This is a genomic window from Paenibacillus sp. NPDC058177, assembly GCF_042883835.1.
Classification (GTDB): domain Bacteria; phylum Bacillota; class Bacilli; order Paenibacillales; family Paenibacillaceae; genus Paenibacillus_AQ; species Paenibacillus_AQ agri.
This window is the reverse complement of sequence record NZ_JBHVVB010000001.1, coordinates 1,990,812-2,012,605: the sequence shown is the minus strand read 5'-3', so window position 1 is coordinate 2,012,605 and position 21,794 is coordinate 1,990,812. Positions and strand designations below refer to the sequence as shown.

The window sequence follows — 21,794 nt, the reverse complement described above, 5'->3', positions numbered from 1 at the left end:
TCGTGGAGGTTGCCGGCCCCCTGAGTAAGTGCCGGATTATCAAATAAGTGAGAAAATAGTAGGAAATCTATGATTTATTGGGGTGTAATTGCTTTGATCGGATTCAGTGGTTTTGACTCCGATTTCTCCAGGTTAGTAAAATGGTCTTGTTCTCCATTGTAACTATGGAGGTAAAGATTTTAAGCAAAGAGCGCAGCGCATTTGCTGCGGACGCGAAGCAGACGCCGTGATCTGGCCAAGATTCCAGCACGTAGTAACTATATACATATTCCAAGGTCGCTCATTATTGGGCGGCTTTTTTATTATGCAGGAAGGGTGATTCTTGTGGAGATAGCAGCTGAGCTTAAGGATTTGGAAATGACCTGTGAAGAGGTTGTTGCTGAAATCGCAGGGCCGTATAGGCTCAATAAGAAGGAGCAGCGTTTGCTTGCTTATCTACTAGATGACTGTAAAAGCAAGAATATCGGCGATATTTGTAGAGCGCTTAATACCACAGCCCGGACATTGATCGGTAAGACGAAACCCGAACTTGAGAGGAAAATTGACGCTGTTGGTACCGAGGCATGGAAACGGGATTTGAACGCTGCACTTCAATCCAGTTCAGTATCTAAGCGTGAGGTGAGCCAGTGGTTGAGGTTATTTTCGAGAGAGGAGAATATTCGTGGTGAACAAGAAGAACAAAGTCTGGAATCCACTTAAGAGTATTCCCAGGCAGCCATCGAAGTGCAAAGGTTGTATATGGGGCCGATGGGAACAATCAGCACAGTTTTGTTCCAGAGTGAAATGCCAGAAGGAAAAATCTTCCTAGACGTCGAATTATGATGTCGAAGGGAGGTGATTATATGTCAGATTGGAAAAAAGAGATCTCAGATAAATTCGCATCTATTGACGCGCGAAGAATGGAAATTCACAAACCATTATATGCTCTTTTGCAAGAACTAAAAAATGAACCAAGTATACGAGCAGTTGATTTTGATCTCATTAGTGAGCATCCATTGGTTTGGTCTGTTACCATTAATGGTAAGACAGAACAGATTAATGAATCAGATGTTGAATACTCGCAACGTCCTTATACAGACCCTTCTGATTCGGAAATATCTGAAGATAAGAGAGATGTCGCCGAAGTGTTAAAAGAGATATTGGTTCGGAAGTTTAAGTGAGATTAACACGGCACCCTCTTTGGGTGCTTTTTCATACCTATAAATGGCCTTCTGTGAGCCGGTTTAAGGCATTGTTACGTTGTACGTCCGTTTGTGAGGACAGGGCTGGAGGAAAGCAGGACGACACAAGCCACGCAGCATACTGGCGGATTACAGCCTGACCCTACAGCAAAACCGACATAACATAAAGTTCGGCTACGCAACGGCGTTAGAAAGTTTTAGTTTCTGCTTATCCTTAAATTGTAGCCAGTGGTTACAGAAAGGAGTGGGCAAAAATTATGAACGCCTACAATTTATTACTGCTTCGCTTATTAGTAACCGGACCGGAGGAGACTTACTCCCATTACGTGAAGCAGGATGAGCACGACCAGTTTATCCAAATACTCATTGATTTATACCATAACGGGTTGGTCAATATGGGTTATAAGTCACTGGTACCGCATGGAGATTATGTTAATCCAATTGACGTTGTCGCAACTGGAATAAGGTTGACAGACTTTGGTCTAAATGAAGCAGAGCACCAAAAGAAATTGTTCTTAGCTCAATATAAGGCCGGGGGTGGTGACATGTAACATGGCGAGAGAACGCAGTCCCGAGCGGGACAAAGCTAGGCAGATGTGGTTGGAAAGCGGCGGTACTATGAAGTTGGTGGACATCGCCGCCGCCCTTTCTATTGGAGAAACACAGGTCCGTAAGTGGAAGTCTCAAGATAAATGGGCTATCGAATTGAAAAGTAACGTTACCAATGATTCGAAAGGTAACGTTACTAATCGTGGTGCGCCCAAAGGTAACAAGAACGCCGTCGGCAACCGAGGCGGTGCTCCTCCGGGAAACCAAAACGCTAAGGGCAACCGAGGCGGCAATGGTGGACCGTTTCGAAATGATAAGGCAGTGACACATGGCTTCTTCCGCAAGTTCCTTCCAGACGATACAGCCGAGATCTTGGAGGAGCTTGAAACTCGTTCTCCCATTGATATGTTGTGGGATCAGATCACGATCCAGTACGCCGCCATTCTCCGGGCGCAGCAGATCATGCATGTTAAGGATCAGGCCGATTTAACCAAGGAATTGAAGAAGTCCAAGCTGGTGACCACCGAGAAATCGGATAATGAAGAAACAGAGTGGGAGATTCAGTTTGCTTGGGATAAGCACGCGACCTTCTTAACCGCACAGAGTCGGGCGATGACCACATTGCAGAACCTTATTCGGCAATACGACGATATGTGCCGGCAGGATGGGGCGGATACGGAGCAGGAGCTACGTGTTGAGAAGCTCAAGAAGGAAATTTCGATTCTTGATAAGAAAGGCGGAAGCGATGGCAGCAAGCCGCCTCTTCACATCGTTATTGATTATGGGGATGATTCCTCATGAGTGCTTCTGTAGTCGTGGGCTTTAATGTACATTTTAAGACAATTAACCTTTCACTTCACCGGTACCGCGTTCTACGTGGGAGTGCTGGTTCAGGCAAGTCTGTTAATCTCGCACAGGACTATATACTGAAGCTTGGCGATCCCAAGTATGAGGGAGCCAATCTACTGTGCGTCCGGAAGGTTAATGAAACCAACCGGAATAGCACTTATGCTGAGCTGGTCGGAGCGATCAACCGCATTTACGGCGACCGGGCTGAGGAGTATTGGGAAGTCCTGCGTTCACCACTGATGATCCGCAGCCGTGTTACGGGCAATGAGATCATATTCCGAGGCATGAATGATGTGCGGGACCGGGAAAAGGTCAAGTCCATTACCTTCACGAAGGGAAAGCTGGTTTGGATCTGGGTAGAGGAAGCAACGGAGCTGCAGGAATCGGACGTCGATATCCTGGATGACCGGTTGCGCGGGGTTCTGCTGAATCCGAATCTATACTATCAGATCACTTTCAGCTTTAACCCGGTGTCAGCATCACATTGGATTAAGAGAAAGTACTTTGATTATGCAAGCCCAGACATCTTGACTCATCATTCTACGTATCTTCAGAATCGTTTCATTGACGAAGCATACCATCGCCGCATGATGATGCGTAAAGAGCAGGACCCAGAAGGATACGAAATATATGGGCTTGGTGAATGGGGCGAGCTCGGTGGCTTGATATTCAAGAACTTCATTGTGCATGACTTCGATACTTCTTTTGGGATGTTCGATAGTATGCACCATGCTCAGGACTTTGGCTTTAACCATGCTAATGCCATTCTCACGGTCGGTGTCAAAGACGGTGAGTTTTTTGTGTGCAATGAGATTTACGTTCATGAAATGGCGACAGATGGAATCATTGAGCTCGCTGATCGGCAAGGACTCAGCAAGTATCTGGCGATGTACTGTGACTCAGCTGAGCCGGATCGCATTCAGATGTGGCAGAATGCCGGGTATAATGCATCAGGCGTTGTTAAGGAACCAGGAAGTGTTGTTGCACAGATCGATTATCTGAAGCAACGGAAGATTCACATTCATCCTGATTGCGTCAACACGATTAAAGAGATCCAGCAATGGTCATGGAAGAAGGACAAGAAGACAGGCCTTTATCTAGATGAGCCTGTGAATATATTTGATGATGCGATGGCTGCGCTCCGCTATTCAGCTGAGCCGTTGAGACGGCCAGAGTCTCTATATGCTAATCAACGGCCTTCGGGCTGGTAAGAAAGGAGGAATAACCCGTGACAATCATCTACAGCAAGAAGCGCTTCCCGCCGCCGCCTTACGACACCGAAGTTGAGGACATGCTCTATTACCGGTTGCTCTACAGCGGTGATCATGATCTGATCTTTCCACGGGCACGCAGCATTCAGACTACGGAGCGGGTGATTCGGAGGTCGCGGCCTGGCTTGCATAGGCGTGGTAGATCAACTGATATAAAGATCACCAGTGAGCATCAGTATATCGTTGTTAACTTCGCTTCTCTTGTTGCCGAAGTGCCTGCTGACCTCATTAACCGAGCACTCGGTAATGTGTCTGCAGACGTGGAGACGGGGCCGGAGTTAGAGTTTGTTTCGGGTGTGGTCACTGCATCTAAGCCCAATGACAAGATATGGGCTGCGGTCACGCAGCATCAGGTCGACGGTCTAATTGCTTACCGGATCCGGAGAAGTGCCAATGGCAAGGTCTGGTTCGAGTGGCTGCTGGGGGATCGTTACTTTCCGCATGAGGATGGAAACGGTGCTGATCTCGCTTGGATCGAGGAGTGGGACGACGGGAAGGGGGGTAAGCTGAAGTTTTTACGGGTGGAGCGGCAGCTTCTTAGCGATGACGGTCTTGCTATCCAGCAGATGGTATTTAAGATGGACGGCGATGCGGTGGGCGATCAGATAGATACCGAGCAGTATGCTGCTACTTATGAGATCGAGATCCCTGAAGATGAGACCCTGAAAGATGTTAGCGAGCTGCTCTGTGGCTTCGTCGTCAATGATGAAACCTTGCTGCATCCCCGGGGGCGTTCAGCCCTTCGAAACATCGATACTATTCAGGAAGAGATCAACTGGACGATTACGCGGGATTCCATTGTTTTCGATAAGCACGGAAAGCCGAAGCTGGCTATCCCCCGGGCGCTTTGGGATACGGTGGCCAATCAGAACCAGCGGGATTATGGAGCTCGGTTTGTTCGCGGGGCTGATCTTGAGGTTGTCTCTTTCGACGAGAAGACCGGAGCTGTTCCTCAGTACATTGTGTGGGACGCTAAGACGGAGCAGTCCTTTGAGCATGTCAATCGGCTGATCCGGTATATGCTGGCCGTTTCCAAAACTTCGATCCAAGCTGCAGGTATGGAGAATGCCAAGGGAGATACTGGCATTGCTCTGCTATACCTCTGGATTCAGTCGGTCATCAAGGCTGATGCGATCAAGGGAAAGTTCGATGTCGCCATCAAGGACGCGATCCGGAAGTGTATGCTGCTTGAAAACGCGCTCGGTAGTGCTGATCTAAAGCCTGTTAACCCTGTAATTGAATGGGGTGACATGTTGCCGAAGGCTGAATCTGAAAAGGATACTGAGGAGACGAACAAGTACGAGAAGGGCGTTCAATCTCTTGAGACCACAGTGAGAAAACTTCATCCAGACTGGTCAGAGGATGCTATCGCCGCCGAGATTCAGAAGATTCAGGATGAGAAGGCGGTCGACTCACTGAATCCAACCTATGTACAACCTCCCCGGGTAACGGTGTAGGATGGCCACTACCGAAGAGTTGATTGCGCTGTATGTCCAGACGGATGAACGGCTGCGTGCTTTAGTTGATCAATTGCGGGACGGGAACATATCAAACCGCCGTAAGCAACAGCTACTCCTTCAGGTGGATGTGATCATAGCGGGGCTGACCAGTGATGCCGGGCAAGGCCTGGCTGACCTTATCGGAACCGAGTACCGCAGTGGGGCTGCTGTGGCTGTTGAGCAGATTGTTGCAGCCGGGATTGCGCGGGATGATATTAACGATACATTGAAGACGTTCGTTCACCAGAAGGCAGCACAGGCGATCTCAGACGAGGGGTTCTATTCCATCTTGGAAGCATCGGAGCATATGAGCCGTGATACCAAACAGCGTATCGAAGATGCTGTCCGCATTGCGAATGAGCAGTCGCTTATTCAGGGAGTCAGCCGGCGACAGGCCACCCAGAATGCTGTTGCTCAGGTTAATAAGCAGGGCATTACCGGAATGGTAGCCAAGAATAATGCGCGGATCCCTGCTGATAAGTACATAGCTGGGGTTGTGCAGTACCACCAACGCAAGGCTCATGTCACTGGTACCGAGAACATGGCTGTGCAGAATGATCATGACCTGTTGTATATCAACTTTGTTGGTATCACTTGCCCGGTATGTGCTGTCTATCAGGGGCGTGTATACAGCATCAGTGGCAATGATTCACGTTTTCCGAAGCTGGAGTTGCGTCCGCCGTATCACAGCCATTGCGTTCACTCCATGTCCGTATGGGTTGAGGAATTTACGCCTGCTGCCGAGGTTGAGCAGATGATTATAGCTTCAAACCGGGAGTTCGAGGACAACCGAACCGCGGCTAATATGAAACGGTACAACGAGCTGCAGCGGGAGAAATCCCGTAAGAATGCGACCCGTAAGCAGTGGATTAGGTACAAGGCCGTGCTGCCAGATGATACACCAGATCTGAGACAGTTCGCCAGCCACAAGGTGCGAGGGACAGCGAAGTATGCGGAACTGCAGGAGCTTTATCGGAAGGTGAACATTGAGATTAAGAAAAAGGAAGGTTCTCCAGGAGTGGGTCGAAAAAATGAAGCAACCCCAGCCAATACGTAAACCTCAGTGCTCCGGCTGCTTCCGCATCTTGAGACTTGATGAATGCCAGAAGAACGGATATTGGTGTGATTCTTGTGTGGGGAGGTTATACAGCCATCTCAACAAACAGGAATTAATTGTAGACAAGACACCCATTTTATGGTTATGACTTAGGTATCACATAAAAAGGAGTGTTTCTAATGTCGAATTATTTCGTTAAGGTGAAAAAGGTGCCATATAGAAGCGGGGACCACATCGCCTTTCGGGTTTACAAAGAAGAAGTAAGGATTATAGGTGGAGCAAGATGTCCACATTTAACAGTTGAACACTACGAGAGATTCGCATTCGACGAAAGTAGCAAGGTAGGCTTTTCTACGATCATATTAAGCAAAAATGAGACAGACCGGGATAAGTTTTTTGATCTCGGTGATCATTACACTGTTGGACAACTTACTGATTTAGCTGAAGAGATTCAGGTGAATTATAAGTCATATGAAGAACAGTATCATGCCTTTGTTTCTAGTTTAGTAGAGCACGGCTTTCAGGAAATTTTAGAACAATAGAAACATAGGCAAATCAAGTCGCTCATGATGAGCGACTTTTTCTTTTGTCCAAAACGCCGTGATGACGCTATAAAAGCTGCGGTAGGAGCCTACCCGGGCATAAAACAGGAGGTCAATATCATGAAAGAATATATCGCTAAAAAAGCATCCCGTTTCCCTTTGGATTTGCAGTTCTTTGCAGCAGACCCGCCAGCCGATCCACCAGCAGACCCGCCTGCTGATCCTCCGAAGGATAAGACCTTCACGCAGGCTGAATTGGATGCTGCCGTTCAGTCTCGCCTTTCCCGTGCTGAGAAGGCTGCTCAGAAGACACTGGCTAAGGAGCTCGGCTATGATTCCGTCGAAGCCATGCAAGCCGCCTTGAAGCCACCGAAAGACAAGGATAAGGACAAAGACAAGGGGCCACTTGATCCCGCAGAAATCAGCCGCCTGGTTGACGAGCAAATCAAGGAGCGAGAGAAGGAACAGAACGATAAGACCTTCAAACGCTTATTGACTGCCGAGGTAAAGGTGATGGCAAGCGAACTCGGGTTTGCCGATTGGGAGGATGCTTTTGCGCTCGCTGATCTGAAGGATGCCAAGGAAGATGACAAAGGCAACCTGACTGGAGTCAAGGAAGCACTAGAAGAGTTGGCTAAGAAGAAGCCACACCTGCTGAAAGCTAAACAAGGCGGTGGGGCGTTTGGTGCCAATATTTCTAGTAACACGGCTGACGATAAGAAGAAGCGTCGTGAAGAGATCGTCAAGCTGGCTCAAAATCGAGGCGCGTCCGGTGGTACAGCAGCTCACGATCCGTGGGCCAGAAAATAAGGAGGGAATAATTCATGAGACTGCAACCCAGACCACGCTTTACTGTACAGGATGAATATGAAATTCTGGCATCGTTCGAGGTCATCCGTGAGGTGACAAACGGTATTACTATTGATGCTGCTTCTGTTCCGGCAGATGCCAATGGTGACAAGATCATCAAGAAGGGCATGCCAATGGCGAAGCTGACCGCAACTGGAAAGTGGGTACCTTACAAGTCAGCTGGTACAGACGGTAGCGAGAATCCGACCGTCATCCTCAAACGCACTGTCAATGTAAAAGATGGCGATCACGTTGTCGGTGGTTATGAGGTCGCGAAGATCATCGCAGCGCGTGTGCCAGTCACTGTTGATGCCACGCTGCGCGGTAAAATGCCGCACATTGTTTTTGAATAATCCCTATATCCAGAAAGGACTGACACACATATGTCTAAACAAAGACGTTTTAAGCTGGACCTTCAGCATTTCGCAGCCGGTGATCCCATTGATTTGACGCTAGAAGAAGCGTTGTCTGGAGATGACTTGCTTGTCTATTCACGCAATCTTGAAACATCTAATGAATATATCAGCCCGATTCTCTTCCCGCCTCGTGAAGTAGCTGAGCTGACCGTAGACGTGATTCAAGAGGAGTCCGCAAGACTGCCAGTCATGGCGAAGATTGCCGAACTCGGTACGGAAGTTGAATATGCATCCCGGGAAGGCATGAAGGGTAGCCGCATTGAGATTCCTAAGATTCAGCTTGGCCGCTACATGGATGAGCGGCTTGTGCGTATGGCTCTTCAGGCATCACAAAGCTACGGTCTGCGGTCCGAAGAGGTTAATCAACTTCGCAATCGGCAGTTCAACGATGCGCAGTTTACTGTGGATGCTATCCGAGCGCGGCGCGAATGGACGGCACTTACGGCCGTTTGGAGCGGTAAGGTCGTATATAACGAGGGCAATGTTAAGGTCGATGTCGACTATGGATATACTGCTGAGCAAAAGCCAGTGCTTACGGGAAGTGACTTATGGAGTGATTTCATTAACTCCACGCCACTGAATGATATTCAGACATGGGTAGATGCATGGAGAGCAAAAGGCATCCGGCTTCGCCGCGCCATGACTTCCCAGAAGATCATCACATACCTGCGGCGGAACTTGGGTATCCGTCAACATTACCATGGCAATCCAAGTGGTAATGCACAACCGCCGCAATTGACCAAAGCACAATTGGATTCCGTTTTTGACGAGATGGAATTTCCAACCTTAGTCGCCTACGACACTCAGGCTCGTACTGAGGATCGTGCATTGACTGGCGGCAAGCTGGCATTTACTACTGTGCGTATGGTGCCGGAGAACCGTTTTATCCTTCTGCCTGATGGTCCACTTGGCAACTATCTGTGGGCTAAAACCACCGAGGAAATGATTGCTGAGATCGAAGCAGAGCAAACCGGCGACATGGGCATTTACGTGTTCCGCGATGTGACGAAGAACCCGATCCGCATTCGTACTGCCGGTGTGGCCCTGAACTTCCCTGCATTCGCATGGGCAGACAGTGTAGTTTCCGCGACTGTAATCTAAGGAGCTCCTCCCGGGGTTCCTTTTCTTTTTACCGATTACCAATTGAGAAAGGATGAATCAAGTGGATATTAAACTGAAAGGCGTTGTGAAACACGGCGGCAAGTGGAAGAAGCCAGGGGACATCGTCCGTAAGGTGGACGACGAGATTGCTGAGGAGCTACTTTCCAAAGGCCTCGCTGAGGAAGTAGAACCACTGCCTGAGGATGACACCGAGCTGCAGACTCTGCGGGAGCGAGCGAAGGCGCTCGGCATTGTGAATGCTGGCCGTCTGGGTGAAGCCAAGCTGAAGGAAGCTATCTCCGAGAAAGAGTCCGAACTGCAGATGAAGGCTGCTGAGCTCGGTATTGAGGGAACCGAAGACAAAACAGCTGAGGAATTGGTCGCGGCCATCGCTGAAGCTGAAAAGAAGTAGGTGACGGCCATGTTTACAATCGATGAGGTCAACGCGTGGATTGCAGACAACGTGCTGGATACCGTTGCTTGGGACAAGTTGCCTTTAAAGCAGCCTTTGGCCGTCAAGCAAGCGGAACGCAACCTCGCCCGTTGGTACCCGACTGTCGTATTGACCGTTGAGTTGGTCTCCCTGCAAGCTATTTGGGAAATGGAGGGGCTGGATCCGGCGCTTAAATATCAGAAGCACAGCGTTAAGTCAGTCAACGATAATGGCGAGGGTGTCACGTATAGCGGCATCCGTGATGTTGTGGCACCTGATGTACGGGATCTTCTGGGCAAGACGGCCAGTGAGATCGCCGAAGAGGAAGCAGCGGGTGGCACCGATCTCCAATATGGAGGGAGCCTGATATGAGCTTGTTTGGCTATCCGGCCACTGTCACGCATTATCATTCCGGTGTAGATGACTGGGGCCGACCGTTACCACCCGCAGAAACGGTGCGAGCTGCCAAGGTTGTGGAAGAGCAGCGGCTGATCAAGAATGCCAAGGGCGAGGAGATTCAGGTTGCGTATGCGATCCATATCGAGGGCGCTGTGACGATCGGATTCGACGATTACTTTCTATATAGTAATCAACTTGGAGCCGAGATCCGTATTGACGTGCAACATTATGAGATCCGAAAGTATCTTGGTACCGACGATGTGAAGAAGGTGATTGCATATGGCTAGCGGATTTAATTTTGAACTGGAGGGCCTGGACGCCATCTTCACAGCCTTGGATGCAACACTTGACGAGATTGACAGTCGGGTTGATAAGACACTGTACACTCTCGCCCTGAAGGTCATCTACGATGCTAAGAAGCTGGCACCGCTTGATCATGGAGATCTAGAAGCTGCGCTCACTATCGGGGAGGTCAAGCAGCTGATCGGCGTGTCGTACATCGACTTTGGGACAACTCCGGATGTTGATAGTTACGCCGTGATCCAGCATGAAGGTTTTTATAAGGATGCCAGCGGAGCTGTTCGTCTAATGGAGCCCGGGGAGAAGACGCTGTCCAAGGGTGCTTACAACGGCGAGATGCCGGGGGCTAAATTCTTGGAAAGGGCAATCAAGATGAACGAGAAGTTGATCATCGAAGAATTATCCAAAGTGTTGGGAGGCGGGTAGGTGATGGTTGCTAATGACCTGATTGCTTACCTGACGGCTTCCGGTTATACGGTTTACCCGGACGCGAACTTCCTTCCAGCGGATCTGCCGGAAACGAAGCTACCGTGTCTCTTCGTGTTTGGTACCGGTGGGTATGCGCCGCATGACTACGTACCGACAGAACGGCCGACATTCCAGGTAATAGTTAAGGGCAAGTCCTACAAAGCTGCCCCAAACAACATGGCGGCAGCAGAACTGATTGCCCAAGGATTGAAGAAACTGCTGCATCGTAAACCGAATTATACCGCCGGTGCAGTGCATGTTTTCTCCAGCACTGCTGCACAACCGCCAATCTACTTGGGGCTGGACGACAAAAACAGACCCACCTATTCAATCAATTTCATTTTCTATACAAGGGAGGATTAGTTCATGAGTGATGTGAAAAAAATCTATGCCGGACCCGGTATCTTTGAGTGGGGAGTAGATGATAAAGGTATTCTTGGGTCAGACGGCATCATTATCGACCTGACACAAGGGGGTATCAACTTCACCACAACAACTACTTACTTCGAGCCCACGACGGACCAGACCGGTACTGCCCCCGTGAAATCCATTGCGACGGGAACAACGGGGGCAATCAACTTCGAAACGCCGGATATGGACTTCGAGAAGGTCACGAAGTATAACCCAAATGCAACGAAGGTTGTAGATGGGGATGATGAGACTAAGGTGAAATATCAGGTATCTGGCCTTGCAGGTAAGGAGCTGCCTCAGAAGCGTGCAGTCATTAAACCGCAGGGAGTCACTGATCCTTCACGCTATATCTACCTTGAAAGTGTAGGTATCAAGTTTGATGTGAACGCTGGTTATAAACTAGATGACAACCTTAAGATGACGATCTCTGCTATGGTATACCCTGCCCTTGATGCAACACCGAAGGGTCTGTTGTATACTTGGGGCGACATCACAGTTACAGCTACAGCTTAATACATTGCGTTATATGATCACGGAGAGGGCGCTGGCTTTCTCCTTTTTTCTTTTTACAACGATTAAGGAGGAGGCGAACGCCTTGTTAAACATAGGAGCATTGTTAGGCAAAAAGGAAGTATTGAAGCTCGGCAGACGGCAGGTGACTGTTCCGAAGCTAACTCGCAACCGCATGAAGAAGCTTACTGACCACATCGGTACAATTGGAAATTTTTTGGTGCAGTTGTTCTTGACGCCGGAAACAGACCGTTCCGTATTTATCGTAGCCGGTGCGGATGTGGCCATCGACGAGATTTACGAACTGACCTCGCTGCTCAGCGACATAGACATTGAGGAGCTAAGTGAGCATGCCAGCCTGGCTGAGTGTTCGGAGTACCTGAAGCTTGCTTGGGAAAAGAACGACATGAACGCAGCCCTAAAAAACTTGACGGGCCTGATTCCGCCGGCGGCGCAGCAGTTCGTGCAGTCAATCGTCAAGCGAATGAATCAGGCCCTCCAAGAACAATAACCATCGATGAATTTATGTTGCGGGCTTGCATCATCCTGGGAAAGACGCAGCGTGAAGTGGAGAACGACTATTACCAGATCGATGTACCCCGTCTACTGCAAATCAAGGACCAAGTCCGGGCAGGGGAGCTGCTACAGTATCTGGATGTAGTATCATTGCCACATATCATCGACGATAAGGCGCGGGAAGAAGTGCTCAACCGGATTACCGCTGCGCTTCCGAAGCCACCTCCAGAGCCGCCGAAATCGGCAGAGGAACAGTATCAAGCGCAACTTGCGCGCATGAAGGGAGGAGGATGATGGTTGACGACGATGATCGGAGAACTACAAGCCCGGTTTACCGCTGATACACAGACGCTGAAACAGGAGATTCAGGCGGTCAAGCGGGATCTTGCTGGCATTGGCGAGCAGGGGAAGAAGTCAGCTTCTGACCTTCAGGCGATGAATGCTGCGCTCGAGGACATTTCCTCTAAAAAGGGCAAGGTCGGCCAACTTACTGCAGTGTTGGATAACATTAACGCTAAACTAGATATCCAACGGGCAAAATTGGCGGAACTGAAGCAATCCTATGACAATACGTTCGACCAAGGGAAGAAGAATAAGCTCCAGGAGCAGATCGTCAATACCGAGAGTGCCGTCCTTCGGCTTACTGCTGCTTCTGATAAGACGGCAAAACAAATCTGGGATCTTGAGGACAGTCTGGAGGCAGCATCTAAAGGCATGCAACAGATGTCTTCAGATTCCGGAGTGGCCGCTAAGTCGGTCGAAAAGGCTGGGGAAGCTGCTGGGAAGGTGAAGAACCAGGTGCAAGACTCTGCAAGCAGCATTGATACCCTGACATCTTCCCTTGCTGCGCTTGGCGCGGGTGCGCTACTGTCAAAGCTGACGAGCACCATTACAACCTTTGCGGGGGAAGCGCAGAATTTGTCCAACTCTTTTCAAGGCCTGACTAAAGTAGCTAAGGGTATGAACGTCAGCACTAGCGAATCCATCCAGTTGGCTGAAGATCTGTCCGACCGCTGGGGGCTTGATCAGACCGCGCTTAATAATACGGTGAAAACCTATGTATCTGCCGGTCTGACGTTGGATCAGACTAAGGAGATCATTACAGCAACGGCGGACGCTGCGACCTATAACCGGGAAGCGCATTTGTCCTGGGCAGAAGCCATTCAGCAAGTCGCGCAAGGCATCAAGTCAGGCAACTCTGACCTGACTGATGCAGCTGGTATAACGACAAACCTATCGGTTATGTACGACAGATATGCTAAATCGATCGGTACGACAGCAGACAAGCTCACGGATGCTCAAAAGGTGCAAGCGGCCTATAACGGAATCTTGCAGGAGTCGGCTATCTTCGCCGGAAATGCAGATGCTGCTATGACTGGTTACACAGGTGTACAGGCCACATTCAACAAGACTATTGCCGAAGCCCGAGCAGAACTCGGAGATGCGTTTATACCAGCGCTTCAGCAAGTCATGGCTTTGGTAAGTCCGCTAATTAAGGAATTTTCTCAATTTACCGAGGAGCATAAAGGATTGGTATCTGGCGTTAATGCCGGGACGGTCGCTGTACTGGCACTAGTGAGCGCGCTGCTGCTCTTGCCGCCGGCTATTAAAGCAGTAAAAGCTGTTCTCGCTCTTCTAGGGGCTTCAAGTGGTCCTATTGGTTGGAGCGTATTAGCGATCGGTGCGCTGGTGAGCGGAATAACCTATCTTGTCACCAAGAGCAGCGAGGCAAAGCAGGCTACTGCTGAACTGGTTGAGAAGCAAAAGGAACTGAACGCCGTGCTGGATAAAGCCGCTGTAGACAGAACCGCCAACGATGTAGACACACTCAGAGCAAAGACGGAAGAATTGACGACTGCGCTAGAGGAACGTGCGAAGCTACAGGAGCGGATTAATGAAATACAAGCGGCAGGGGAGCGGGGAGAGGGAACCCCGCAGATGCTGGCCGAAGCGATGGACATCAATAAGGCACTTAAAGAAATGGACGAGAAACTACGCGGAATGGGCTTCACTGGCGTAGAAAACGCAACGCAGAAGCTCGGAGAGATGAAAGCAGCAATCAAGTCCACAACGGACGTCATCACTGAGCAGGACAGGGCTGACGCCGCAGCGATTGCAACCAAGAAGACACAACTCACGCAGATGTCTGCGCTAGCTGCTGAATTCAAGAATCTCAATGGTTTGCAGACTCTGGACGCTTCCCAGAAGAACCGCTTGGTCGAGATCACCAATGACTTGATCAAGCAATACCCGCAGCTCAATGCTTACCAGGGCGAAGATGGGCGAATACGGGCTGACAACATAGATACGATTATCCAACAGATTAATGAGGATAAGAAATTCACAGAAGAAGCTGGTAAGCAGGCGTTATTGCGAATTAACAATTATAAAAAAGAGGTCGAGGCACAAGCAGCTGCGGTAAAAGCCCAGATAAACAACTATCAGAAGTTGATCGAAGCCATGGCTCTGGTTAACCAAAGCAAGGCAACAACCTTCTCGGAGAGCGTGCAACAAGGTGAGGCGAAAATGAGTGGCAAGACACCTGGTGTCATGGATATTGTTTATAATGACTGGCTAACCAAGACCGTGACGGAGGAGGCCAAGAAGAAGAAGGATGAGGCTGAAGCAGCGCTATCCAATTATAAGGAAACAATGAATGATATGGATAAGCTTGCGAACCAGGTGGAGAAGGGCATTCAGGAGTTCACCAAAGATATTGTTTCGCCAGACCCGAAGAAAGGGCCGAAACCTAAGAAAGGAAAGACCCCAGAGGAATTGGCGGCTGAAGCCCGTAAAAAGGCGTATGATGCTGATCTCAAAACTGTTCAGTTTCAGGCAGACTATTTTGACCTGTCTCCGGAAAAGCAACTTGAGAAGTATGAAGCCTTGCGTAAGAAGCACGCGCAGTTTCTGAAAGAGTCCATTGATGATGCTCGCACCTTGGCGCTGCAGATTAAGCGGCTGGGCGAAGACAGCATTCAGGCACAGTACGATTTTTCGGCCGAGTGGATCAAGCAGGAAGAGCGACGTATGGAAGATAGCGGAAAAACGGAGAAACAGATCGCAGAAATGCGGCTAAGCTCCTGGACGCGCATGCGTGACCGATATAAAAAGGACTCCGATGAGTACAAAAAAGCGGACGAAGAGGTATATAAGGCGCGCAAAGACGTAATCAAAAAGACTTACGACGCATCCGCCAAAGGAATCGACGAGGAGATGAGGCGTCAAGAGGACGCGGGAAAGACCGAACGCGAAATGGCGAACTCACGCCTTTATATGTGGGAAAACGTCCTGAAACGGTACAAGGAAGGCAGCGAAGAGTATAAGAAAGCAGATGATCAAGTACGGAAAGCCCGTAAGGATCTTGCTTCAGCAACGGAGAAGGAAACCAAAGAGACGTACGATATCCGTTCCAAACTTATTGATAAGGAAATCCGCAGACTCGAAGATACTGGTTCTACCGAGGGTGAGATCGCTAAGTATAAGGTAAAGGCGTGGACTGAGCTGCGTGATCAATACGGTAAGGACTCAGAGTTTTACGAGAAGGCCGATGAACAACTCTACCAAGCGCGAAAGTCCCTCGTGGATAAGACGACAAAGCTCGCGGATGATCTTGTCAAGGAAGAGAAGAAGCGGATTGATGGCGCTAAAAAGGCTGACTTAGCAGCAATTGAGGAGCGTAAGAAGAAGTACTTAGCTGCTCAGGATGAGAAGATCAAAGCGATTGATGATTTGTTGGCGAAGGAATCAGAAGCTAACAGTGATATCGACTTTGGAGAAGAGCTGGCGAAGAAGAATGCTAGAATTGACCTTCTCTCTTCTGCAGTAAGTAATGAAGGCAAGAAAGAACGGGAAAAGTTAATTGAAGAACGAAATAAATTCGTCCTTGATCACAACCGCGACTTGCGCAAGCGTGAGCTGGAGTCGCAGAAAACCGCGCTTCAGAAGGAAAAAGAGACCCAACTGGCTGCATTCGAGACAGAGAAAACGAATGCTGAAGCGCAGTATGACGCATTAACAGCGGCTTTTGACGCATACAGTGGCGACATTAAGGATATCGAGTCCGGTATTGCTGCGTTCCGGGTTTCCGAATCTGCTAAGGCTAATACTGAGATTCTGAAGGACTTGGACACCTTTGTCACTCAGTACAAGTCGAAAATGGCCGAGGTAACTGCAACAAAAGCGGCGTCACAGAAAGACCGGGACCTTGAAGAGTACAATGCGAATAAGGACGCCTGGGATCGAGCAAAAGCTACTGGCGACACTGCGAAAATGACGGAATTGTCGAAACGTAATCAAGAGCTGCGCGACCGTTACGGAATAACTGAAGACAGTGGCAAGAAGCTGCAGCAGTTTAGTGCTGGTGGTATTGTGCAGGGTCTATCAGGTGAAGCAGTCCCCGTTATCGCACACGCCGGTGAAATCGTTCTTAATCCACAGCAACAGCGTAGTCTTTTCCGGCTGCTCGATTCTGTTATGCCTTCAACAACTTCGACTGGTCCGGTGAAGTCTGAGACAGTCATCCATAATAGCTTTGACATGTCAGTTAATGGCGTCACTCTAGAGGACCGGGCAGACACTGAAATTATGTATTCAGAGCGTGAAAAGTCAGCCCGCCGGCTTCAGACGATGGGAGTGAAGTCCGGATGAACGATGTTTCTGTGAACGGCGTCTGGCTTTCAACCTTGAATATCCAATTGGTCAGCCGTGACATTCCTCCCTTACCAGAAACGGAAGAGAACACCGTCAAGATTGCGGGGAGAGACGGCGTGAAAAGCTTTGGTAGCACCTATTCGGCCCGGCCTATCAGTTTGGGTCTATTTGTCATGGGTGATGATTACGACGGCACTGTGGCAAAGCTGGCCAGTGTGTTCAGCATCCGGCGTGGTCCACTAATCATTGTCTTTGATGACAGACCAGGCAAGCGGTATATTGCCGAATATCGCGGATCAATGTCATTCGATACTTCCACAGGAAATCGATTGATCAATGTTCCGCTGAAAATGGACGATCCCTGGCCGGAGTCGCAGCAGGATACGGAGCTTAGGGAATACGGGCAGGGCCTTTCCTTCGGGGAGGGCTATTTTTATATCTCGGATTCTTCATTCTCCATTACGACGAGCGGGCAGATGGTAACGTTGGATAACATCGGTTCGGAGAGAACGTATCCGCTGATGAGAATTAGCGGATCATTTACGGACCTTTCGATTAGTGACGGTCGCCAGACCTTTACATTTACCGGGAGTATCGGTGCGAATGATGTTCTTGAGATCGACAGCGATCCGGACAAGTGTACGGTTAAACTTAATGGGACAAATGCTTGGGGCCGCAGCAATGGGGTGTTTTTCGAGCTTCTACCTGGTCAGACGACTTTCACAGTCTCTGCGACCGCGCCAGCGTTTGCCCTAGAAATCATCTATCGCTATAAATACGTGTTCTGAGAAAGGAGTGCGGATATGAACTTTAAACGCCGCATCATCACGAAGACGCTGGACCTGCTTAATCTCCAGCGACATAACGATAACTATGCGGAAATCGAGACTGATTTAACCGGCCACAACAACCGATTGATTACGGCTGAATCGGAATTGGTTGTCCAGGATAGACGAATCACCAATCATGAAGGTTCTCAAGTTGCGCATGCTGCGGAGCACATCACTTATGATGGTGCTGTTGTGGGAGCTAAAAACCTTAAGGACGCTGTGGATAAGCAGAAGCAGGCGGTTGATACGCTGGTTGTTAACGGCGACAGTAGCCCTGCGGCGGCCCAGGCCAAGATCGATACATTCGGAGTAGATCAGCCTACGCTTAAGGATCGACTGGACAAAGATTATCTCCGGACTGCTGCGCAGTTGGCGGAAACTGCGGATAATTTGATTGGACGGGGAGTCAATGTAAAATATCCACCTTCACCACTCATAGGTGTTAAAGGGGACGGAGTAACAAATGATCATGCTGCTTTCCAGACTTTGCTGGACTCAGGAACTGAATTCTTTGTACCTGATGGGACATACATCATAAATGGAGATTTGGTATTAAAAAATAACACCTCTTTTAGAGGACAAAGTCGCTACAATACTATTCTTAAGTTCGGGCCTGGCTACGGACTTAAGAATTCAACAGGATCGACATTTAACAGCATCGAGAACATCCGTATCATTGGTACAGAAGTCGGAGGAGCATTTTCGGGGATAGGAATTGATTTGAGTGAGTCAGAAAATGTATATCTAACAGACATTTATGTAACTAACTTTGCTAAAGGACTGAATTTATTTCGCGCATTTGCTACTCGTATTCGCGGCGCGAGAATATTTAATAATACGACAGGGGTTTATGAAACACAGTCTTATGCTTCGAGTATTTCTGATTCGGATATTGTATTGTCGGTGACAGGACTAGATACAACAGATATATCTATTTCAGATATTGAAATAGAATTTTGCTCTGATGCTGCTCTAAATGTTCGCGGCGGAAATGTTAGAGCCACAAACTTATACATTGAAGGTAGTTTGAATGCCGTCAGATTAAATAATATTGCTCACCTTGCGTATGTAAATGGGTATATTTCTGGATGCACGAATGCTTTTGTTGATAGTGGCTCTAATGCTACCGGATATCTCTATGTATCCCAGATCACTCTTAATGATATATCCGGGTATCATTTCAATATACCGACTATATCACAATTCCGAATGGAGACGATAAGATATACAGGAAGAGGCGGAGAATTGCCATCCGGTAATAATGTTTATGATACTAGGGACGGTGTAGAGGTCGAAGTGAAATATACAAGTAAAGGTGCTCTATATGATTTCAAATGCGGGCAACCGTCAGTTGGTGGATTTCCCTTCGCTTTAAATGTTGCAGACGTGTTGTTTTTGTCCATCACGGCCCAAACAGTTCCTGCTAACACACTTGTCGAATTATCCTTTCCGTTGGGTGTAACTTATAACGCGTTCAATGTGAAGCCAGAAATGAGCTTTAACGGGAGCGCAAAACCGCCTGCGGGGATGCTCTATATGGAGCCTTTCATTTATGGCACAAATCTCTACCTCAGGATACTGAATACCACATCAGCAGCGATAGCGCATCCTGCATTAGGATTCGGTGTTAATTTCATTCAGAAACAAAGACCTTAAGGATGGTGTAATTATGGGATTACAATTGGATGTGAATTTCAAAGGAATTAATGTCGAAGCGGCATATGCAAGGATTGAGTTGCTTCACGGAGGAAAGGAATCGATGGATATCCAACTTTACTACTATCCTAATCAAACGTTGGCGGGAACGTTAGACTGTTTTCAGATATCACATTTTAACTTCGTACCGGACATTTCGAATACGTCACAAAACTACCATAGGCAGGGGTACGAGTATCTCAAAACTCTGACGGAATTTAAAGGAGCAATCGACGTTCTAGAAGAAAATATAGCCTAACAATATACCTATAACTTCCTTTTGATGATATACTCCATAGAGATAATTTGGTAATGGAGGCTTATAATGAAAAGGAATGAAGGTCTAGATATTCTTCGCAGTACTGCAATTCTGTTAGTTCTAATTTGTCACGGAATTTCAGCGTTTTACATTAGAAGGTTTGAATCTGGAGAAACAATTCATGGGATCATGGAGGTTTCAGGGATTCTGGGGGTAGAGTTATTTTTTGTACTCAGCGGTTTCCTTATAGGGAAGATAATCATCAGAGATATTATTGGTACTCCAAAGTGGGCATCATTAAAGGTTTTTTATATTCGTAGATGGTATCGAACACTTCCGATTTATTACATGGTTCTTTTAGGGATGTTCATTATCCGTGGTCGAGACTTTTACTGGGGCAATTTGTTATTTATACAAAACTACAGTGCAGAACATTTGAGTGCATTCCCCGTTTCGTGGAGTCTATCTATAGAAGAATGGTTCTATTTAATCCTGCCCGTAATTTTTCTTATCTGCACAAAAATAATGGGCAGTCGTAAGAAAGCGATGTTTTTTGGTGTATGTTTTTCAATTATCATGATTGAATTGTCAGCGCGAATTATCTACACCTATTTAGTTGATCCTCAATTTGATTTTAATATTCGAAAACAAATCCATTTTAGAATGGATAGTATTGTTTTTGGTGTACTATTAGCAGGTATTAAACACTACTACAATGAAATTTATATGAAAGTATTCGCTTCTAAGTATTTTGCAGGATGTTCATTACTGTTATTTTTAATTAATTCATATGTTATGTTCATTTATTCTAAGTCTGGAGCTATCGATCATTCATTTTACGCAAGAACATTATTCTTTACTGTTTGCCCGATAACTATAATGTTTATTTTATCTTACTTGGAATCAAATACACGAGTTAATCAAAATTCTAAAGGTATTATCGCCAAAGTAGTGTTTATTTTTAGCATAACAAGCTATTCAGTTTATCTTTTGCACCCATATGTATTTATGGTTATAAATAAAATTTCAGATATTTTATCTTTACCGAGCACATTATTAATAATCATTGCTCTTTGGATCGTGAGTTTAGTAGCATGCCTTATTTTAGGCACCTTAATGTATAGGTTTGTTGAGAAACCAATCTTGAATTACAGAGACAAGATCACTTTGGTCAATAAGAATGAAAGTATAGAAAAGGTCTTGCCCAAGGTTGTTTAGTTTCTAGAGAGAGTTATAGAAATATAGTTTTTTAAGCGTAGTTGGACCATACTGTTCATGAACAAATACCGCCAGCTGCAACTGACGGTATTTGTTTTGATTAAGCAAACTGTGCTTTCGCTTCATTGACAAGGTTTTTTAAATAATCGTAATACACTGTGCTCAAGTTTAGAACAGAAGTGTCTTCATACGGAAGATTTTCAGGCAATCCGACTAATGAAAGCTGAACATCGACTGCTTCCTTGCCCAATGTAATGTAGTACTTCTCTTCTTCATCGAATTCGTTCTTGATTTTCCAGCCCGAACCTCCATTTTCATCCCCCATAAAAAAGCCGGTATAGTTTGGAGGTTTAGGCATGTACTCTAGAAAAAGAGTGCTAAAGTAAGTGATGTTTGTGGATACACTTGTATCAAGTCTTCCTTCATGAATAATTTGGTTTCGAACTTCGTTGAAAAATTTGAACAGAGGGTTTTCAATCATTTCTTGCTGTTTCGGCTTGTACCAAGTTTCAAAATCATCAACATGTGACTTTAGTTTTTGAATTGCAAAAGTAACGCTACGACCAAAAGTAATGATGTTTCTAATTGAAGCGTGTCTACGCTCTGGAAGATCATTTTTTAAATCTTTTAGAGCAAGTTCGACTGTTTTAAGTGTATCATCAATGTTTTTAAATACTGTTTGCTTTGATGACATTTCTACCCTCCTGGTATATAGTATGAGTGTGTGGTTGCATCGCACATACACCGAAGAGCGAACGATTGCGAATCAGGTAAGAGCTAGTAGGTGT

25 protein-coding genes are annotated in these 21,794 nt (G+C 47.3%); 24 read left to right on the top strand and 1 reads right to left on the bottom strand.

What is annotated here, in order from left to right; all coding sequences use genetic code 11:
* The first annotated feature begins 324 nt into the window (after nucleotides 1–324).
* The 24 genes from ACFVU8_RS09605 (at nucleotide 325) to ACFVU8_RS09490 (ending at nucleotide 21,006) form a co-directional block, all read left to right on the top strand.
* Nucleotides 325–699: a hypothetical protein gene (locus ACFVU8_RS09605; protein ID WP_387427053.1), complete on the top strand. Its 375-nt coding sequence runs from the start codon at nucleotides 325–327 to the stop codon at nucleotides 697–699.
* A 143-nt stretch (nucleotides 700–842) separates the two neighbouring features.
* Entirely contained in the window at nucleotides 843–1,160 is a 318-nt protein-coding gene (locus ACFVU8_RS09600; protein ID WP_387427051.1) for a hypothetical protein, read from the top strand.
* A 278-nt stretch (nucleotides 1,161–1,438) separates the two neighbouring features.
* On the top strand, nucleotides 1,439–1,732 hold the full coding sequence (locus ACFVU8_RS09595; protein WP_387427048.1) for a hypothetical protein: 294 nt from the start codon (nucleotides 1,439–1,441) through the stop codon (nucleotides 1,730–1,732).
* A 1-nt stretch (nucleotide 1,733) separates the two neighbouring features.
* Nucleotides 1,734–2,531, top strand: a complete 798-nt coding sequence (terS, locus tag ACFVU8_RS09590) for a phage terminase small subunit (RefSeq protein WP_387427046.1) — start codon at nucleotides 1,734–1,736, stop codon at nucleotides 2,529–2,531.
* A complete protein-coding gene (locus ACFVU8_RS09585; RefSeq protein ID WP_387427044.1) occupies nucleotides 2,528–3,790 on the top strand; it encodes a PBSX family phage terminase large subunit in 1,263 nt (420 codons plus the stop codon). Before terS ends, ACFVU8_RS09585 begins: the two co-directional genes overlap by 4 nt.
* A gap of 17 nt (nucleotides 3,791–3,807) precedes the next feature.
* Nucleotides 3,808–5,307, top strand: a complete 1,500-nt coding sequence (locus ACFVU8_RS09580; RefSeq protein WP_387427041.1) for a phage portal protein — start codon at nucleotides 3,808–3,810, stop codon at nucleotides 5,305–5,307.
* Nucleotide 5,308: 1 nt separating this feature from the next.
* Complete coding sequence (locus ACFVU8_RS09575; protein ID WP_387427039.1) at nucleotides 5,309–6,406, top strand: phage minor capsid protein; 1,098 nt, start codon at nucleotides 5,309–5,311, stop codon at nucleotides 6,404–6,406.
* A 179-nt stretch (nucleotides 6,407–6,585) separates the two neighbouring features.
* A complete protein-coding gene (locus ACFVU8_RS09570) occupies nucleotides 6,586–6,948 on the top strand; it encodes a hypothetical protein (protein ID WP_387427036.1) in 363 nt (120 codons plus the stop codon).
* 120 nt (nucleotides 6,949–7,068) lie between these two features.
* Entirely contained in the window at nucleotides 7,069–7,758 is a 690-nt protein-coding gene (locus tag ACFVU8_RS09565) for a scaffolding protein (protein ID WP_387427034.1), read from the top strand.
* Nucleotides 7,759–7,772: 14 nt separating this feature from the next.
* Entirely contained in the window at nucleotides 7,773–8,150 is a 378-nt protein-coding gene (locus tag ACFVU8_RS09560) for a head decoration protein (protein WP_387427032.1), read from the top strand.
* Between the two features lie 30 nt (nucleotides 8,151–8,180).
* Nucleotides 8,181–9,314, top strand: coding sequence for a major capsid protein (locus ACFVU8_RS09555; protein WP_387427030.1), 1,134 nt, complete (start codon nucleotides 8,181–8,183; stop codon nucleotides 9,312–9,314).
* Between the two features lie 61 nt (nucleotides 9,315–9,375).
* Nucleotides 9,376–9,726: a DUF7210 family protein gene (locus ACFVU8_RS09550; RefSeq protein WP_387427027.1), complete on the top strand. Its 351-nt coding sequence runs from the start codon at nucleotides 9,376–9,378 to the stop codon at nucleotides 9,724–9,726.
* A 9-nt stretch (nucleotides 9,727–9,735) separates the two neighbouring features.
* Nucleotides 9,736–10,119: a hypothetical protein gene (locus ACFVU8_RS09545; RefSeq protein ID WP_387427025.1), complete on the top strand. Its 384-nt coding sequence runs from the start codon at nucleotides 9,736–9,738 to the stop codon at nucleotides 10,117–10,119.
* On the top strand, nucleotides 10,116–10,433 hold the full coding sequence (locus ACFVU8_RS09540; RefSeq protein ID WP_387427023.1) for a hypothetical protein: 318 nt from the start codon (nucleotides 10,116–10,118) through the stop codon (nucleotides 10,431–10,433). The genes ACFVU8_RS09545 and ACFVU8_RS09540 overlap by 4 nt, the downstream gene beginning before the upstream one ends.
* A complete protein-coding gene (locus ACFVU8_RS09535; protein WP_387427020.1) occupies nucleotides 10,426–10,872 on the top strand; it encodes a hypothetical protein in 447 nt (148 codons plus the stop codon). Before ACFVU8_RS09540 ends, ACFVU8_RS09535 begins: the two co-directional genes overlap by 8 nt.
* Nucleotides 10,873–10,875: 3 nt before the next feature.
* Nucleotides 10,876–11,277 (top strand): minor capsid protein, encoded by a 402-nt coding sequence (locus ACFVU8_RS09530; protein ID WP_387427236.1) that lies wholly within the window; start codon nucleotides 10,876–10,878, stop codon nucleotides 11,275–11,277.
* Between the two features lie 3 nt (nucleotides 11,278–11,280).
* Nucleotides 11,281–11,838 (top strand): hypothetical protein, encoded by a 558-nt coding sequence (locus tag ACFVU8_RS09525; RefSeq protein ID WP_387427017.1) that lies wholly within the window; start codon nucleotides 11,281–11,283, stop codon nucleotides 11,836–11,838.
* Between the two features lie 82 nt (nucleotides 11,839–11,920).
* The gene (locus ACFVU8_RS09520; RefSeq protein ID WP_246317293.1) at nucleotides 11,921–12,346 is read left to right on the top strand and encodes a hypothetical protein; all 426 of its coding nucleotides are present in this window, start codon (nucleotides 11,921–11,923) and stop codon (nucleotides 12,344–12,346) included.
* Nucleotides 12,347–12,402: 56 nt separating this feature from the next.
* Nucleotides 12,403–12,645 (top strand): hypothetical protein, encoded by a 243-nt coding sequence (locus ACFVU8_RS09515; RefSeq protein ID WP_387427015.1) that lies wholly within the window; start codon nucleotides 12,403–12,405, stop codon nucleotides 12,643–12,645.
* A 3-nt stretch (nucleotides 12,646–12,648) separates the two neighbouring features.
* Nucleotides 12,649–17,001, top strand: coding sequence for a hypothetical protein (locus ACFVU8_RS09510; protein ID WP_387427013.1), 4,353 nt, complete (start codon nucleotides 12,649–12,651; stop codon nucleotides 16,999–17,001).
* The gene (locus ACFVU8_RS09505) at nucleotides 16,998–17,792 is read left to right on the top strand and encodes a phage tail domain-containing protein (RefSeq protein ID WP_387427011.1); all 795 of its coding nucleotides are present in this window, start codon (nucleotides 16,998–17,000) and stop codon (nucleotides 17,790–17,792) included. The genes ACFVU8_RS09510 and ACFVU8_RS09505 overlap by 4 nt, the downstream gene beginning before the upstream one ends.
* Before the next feature lie 15 nt (nucleotides 17,793–17,807).
* The gene (locus tag ACFVU8_RS09500) at nucleotides 17,808–19,490 is read left to right on the top strand and encodes a glycosyl hydrolase family 28-related protein (RefSeq protein ID WP_387427009.1); all 1,683 of its coding nucleotides are present in this window, start codon (nucleotides 17,808–17,810) and stop codon (nucleotides 19,488–19,490) included.
* 13 nt (nucleotides 19,491–19,503) lie between these two features.
* Nucleotides 19,504–19,788 (top strand): hypothetical protein, encoded by a 285-nt coding sequence (locus ACFVU8_RS09495; protein WP_387427007.1) that lies wholly within the window; start codon nucleotides 19,504–19,506, stop codon nucleotides 19,786–19,788.
* Between the two features lie 66 nt (nucleotides 19,789–19,854).
* Nucleotides 19,855–21,006: an acyltransferase family protein gene (locus tag ACFVU8_RS09490; RefSeq protein ID WP_387427006.1), complete on the top strand. Its 1,152-nt coding sequence runs from the start codon at nucleotides 19,855–19,857 to the stop codon at nucleotides 21,004–21,006.
* Between the two features lie 100 nt (nucleotides 21,007–21,106).
* On the opposite strand, the gene ACFVU8_RS09485 is transcribed toward ACFVU8_RS09490, so the two are convergent.
* Entirely contained in the window at nucleotides 21,107–21,700 is a 594-nt protein-coding gene (locus tag ACFVU8_RS09485) for a hypothetical protein (protein ID WP_387427004.1), read from the bottom strand.
* Nucleotides 21,701–21,794 lie beyond the last annotated feature (94 nt).

Excerpts from the sequence above, each read along its gene's own strand:
- ACFVU8_RS09600 (WP_387427051.1), top strand. The coding sequence starts at position 843 with ATGTCAGATTGGAAAAAAGAGATCTCAGATAAATTCGCATCTATTGAC.
- ACFVU8_RS09595 (WP_387427048.1), top strand. The coding sequence starts at position 1,439 with ATGAACGCCTACAATTTATTACTGCTTCGCTTATTAGTAACCGGACCG.
- terS (WP_387427046.1), top strand. The coding sequence starts at position 1,734 with ATGGCGAGAGAACGCAGTCCCGAGCGGGACAAAGCTAGGCAGATGTGG.
- ACFVU8_RS09585 (WP_387427044.1), top strand. The coding sequence starts at position 2,528 with ATGAGTGCTTCTGTAGTCGTGGGCTTTAATGTACATTTTAAGACAATT.
- ACFVU8_RS09575 (WP_387427039.1), top strand. The coding sequence starts at position 5,309 with ATGGCCACTACCGAAGAGTTGATTGCGCTGTATGTCCAGACGGATGAA.
- ACFVU8_RS09570 (WP_387427036.1), top strand. The coding sequence starts at position 6,586 with ATGTCGAATTATTTCGTTAAGGTGAAAAAGGTGCCATATAGAAGCGGG.
- ACFVU8_RS09565 (WP_387427034.1), top strand. The coding sequence starts at position 7,069 with ATGAAAGAATATATCGCTAAAAAAGCATCCCGTTTCCCTTTGGATTTG.
- ACFVU8_RS09560 (WP_387427032.1), top strand. The coding sequence starts at position 7,773 with ATGAGACTGCAACCCAGACCACGCTTTACTGTACAGGATGAATATGAA.
- ACFVU8_RS09555 (WP_387427030.1), top strand. The coding sequence starts at position 8,181 with ATGTCTAAACAAAGACGTTTTAAGCTGGACCTTCAGCATTTCGCAGCC.
- ACFVU8_RS09545 (WP_387427025.1), top strand. The coding sequence starts at position 9,736 with ATGTTTACAATCGATGAGGTCAACGCGTGGATTGCAGACAACGTGCTG.
- ACFVU8_RS09540 (WP_387427023.1), top strand. The coding sequence starts at position 10,116 with ATGAGCTTGTTTGGCTATCCGGCCACTGTCACGCATTATCATTCCGGT.
- ACFVU8_RS09535 (WP_387427020.1), top strand. The coding sequence starts at position 10,426 with ATGGCTAGCGGATTTAATTTTGAACTGGAGGGCCTGGACGCCATCTTC.
- ACFVU8_RS09530 (WP_387427236.1), top strand. The coding sequence starts at position 10,876 with ATGGTTGCTAATGACCTGATTGCTTACCTGACGGCTTCCGGTTATACG.
- ACFVU8_RS09525 (WP_387427017.1), top strand. The coding sequence starts at position 11,281 with ATGAGTGATGTGAAAAAAATCTATGCCGGACCCGGTATCTTTGAGTGG.
- ACFVU8_RS09505 (WP_387427011.1), top strand. The coding sequence starts at position 16,998 with ATGAACGATGTTTCTGTGAACGGCGTCTGGCTTTCAACCTTGAATATC.
- ACFVU8_RS09500 (WP_387427009.1), top strand. The coding sequence starts at position 17,808 with ATGAACTTTAAACGCCGCATCATCACGAAGACGCTGGACCTGCTTAAT.
- ACFVU8_RS09495 (WP_387427007.1), top strand. The coding sequence starts at position 19,504 with ATGGGATTACAATTGGATGTGAATTTCAAAGGAATTAATGTCGAAGCG.
- ACFVU8_RS09490 (WP_387427006.1), top strand. The coding sequence starts at position 19,855 with ATGAAAAGGAATGAAGGTCTAGATATTCTTCGCAGTACTGCAATTCTG.
- ACFVU8_RS09485 (WP_387427004.1), bottom strand. The coding sequence starts at position 21,700 with ATGTCATCAAAGCAAACAGTATTTAAAAACATTGATGATACACTTAAA.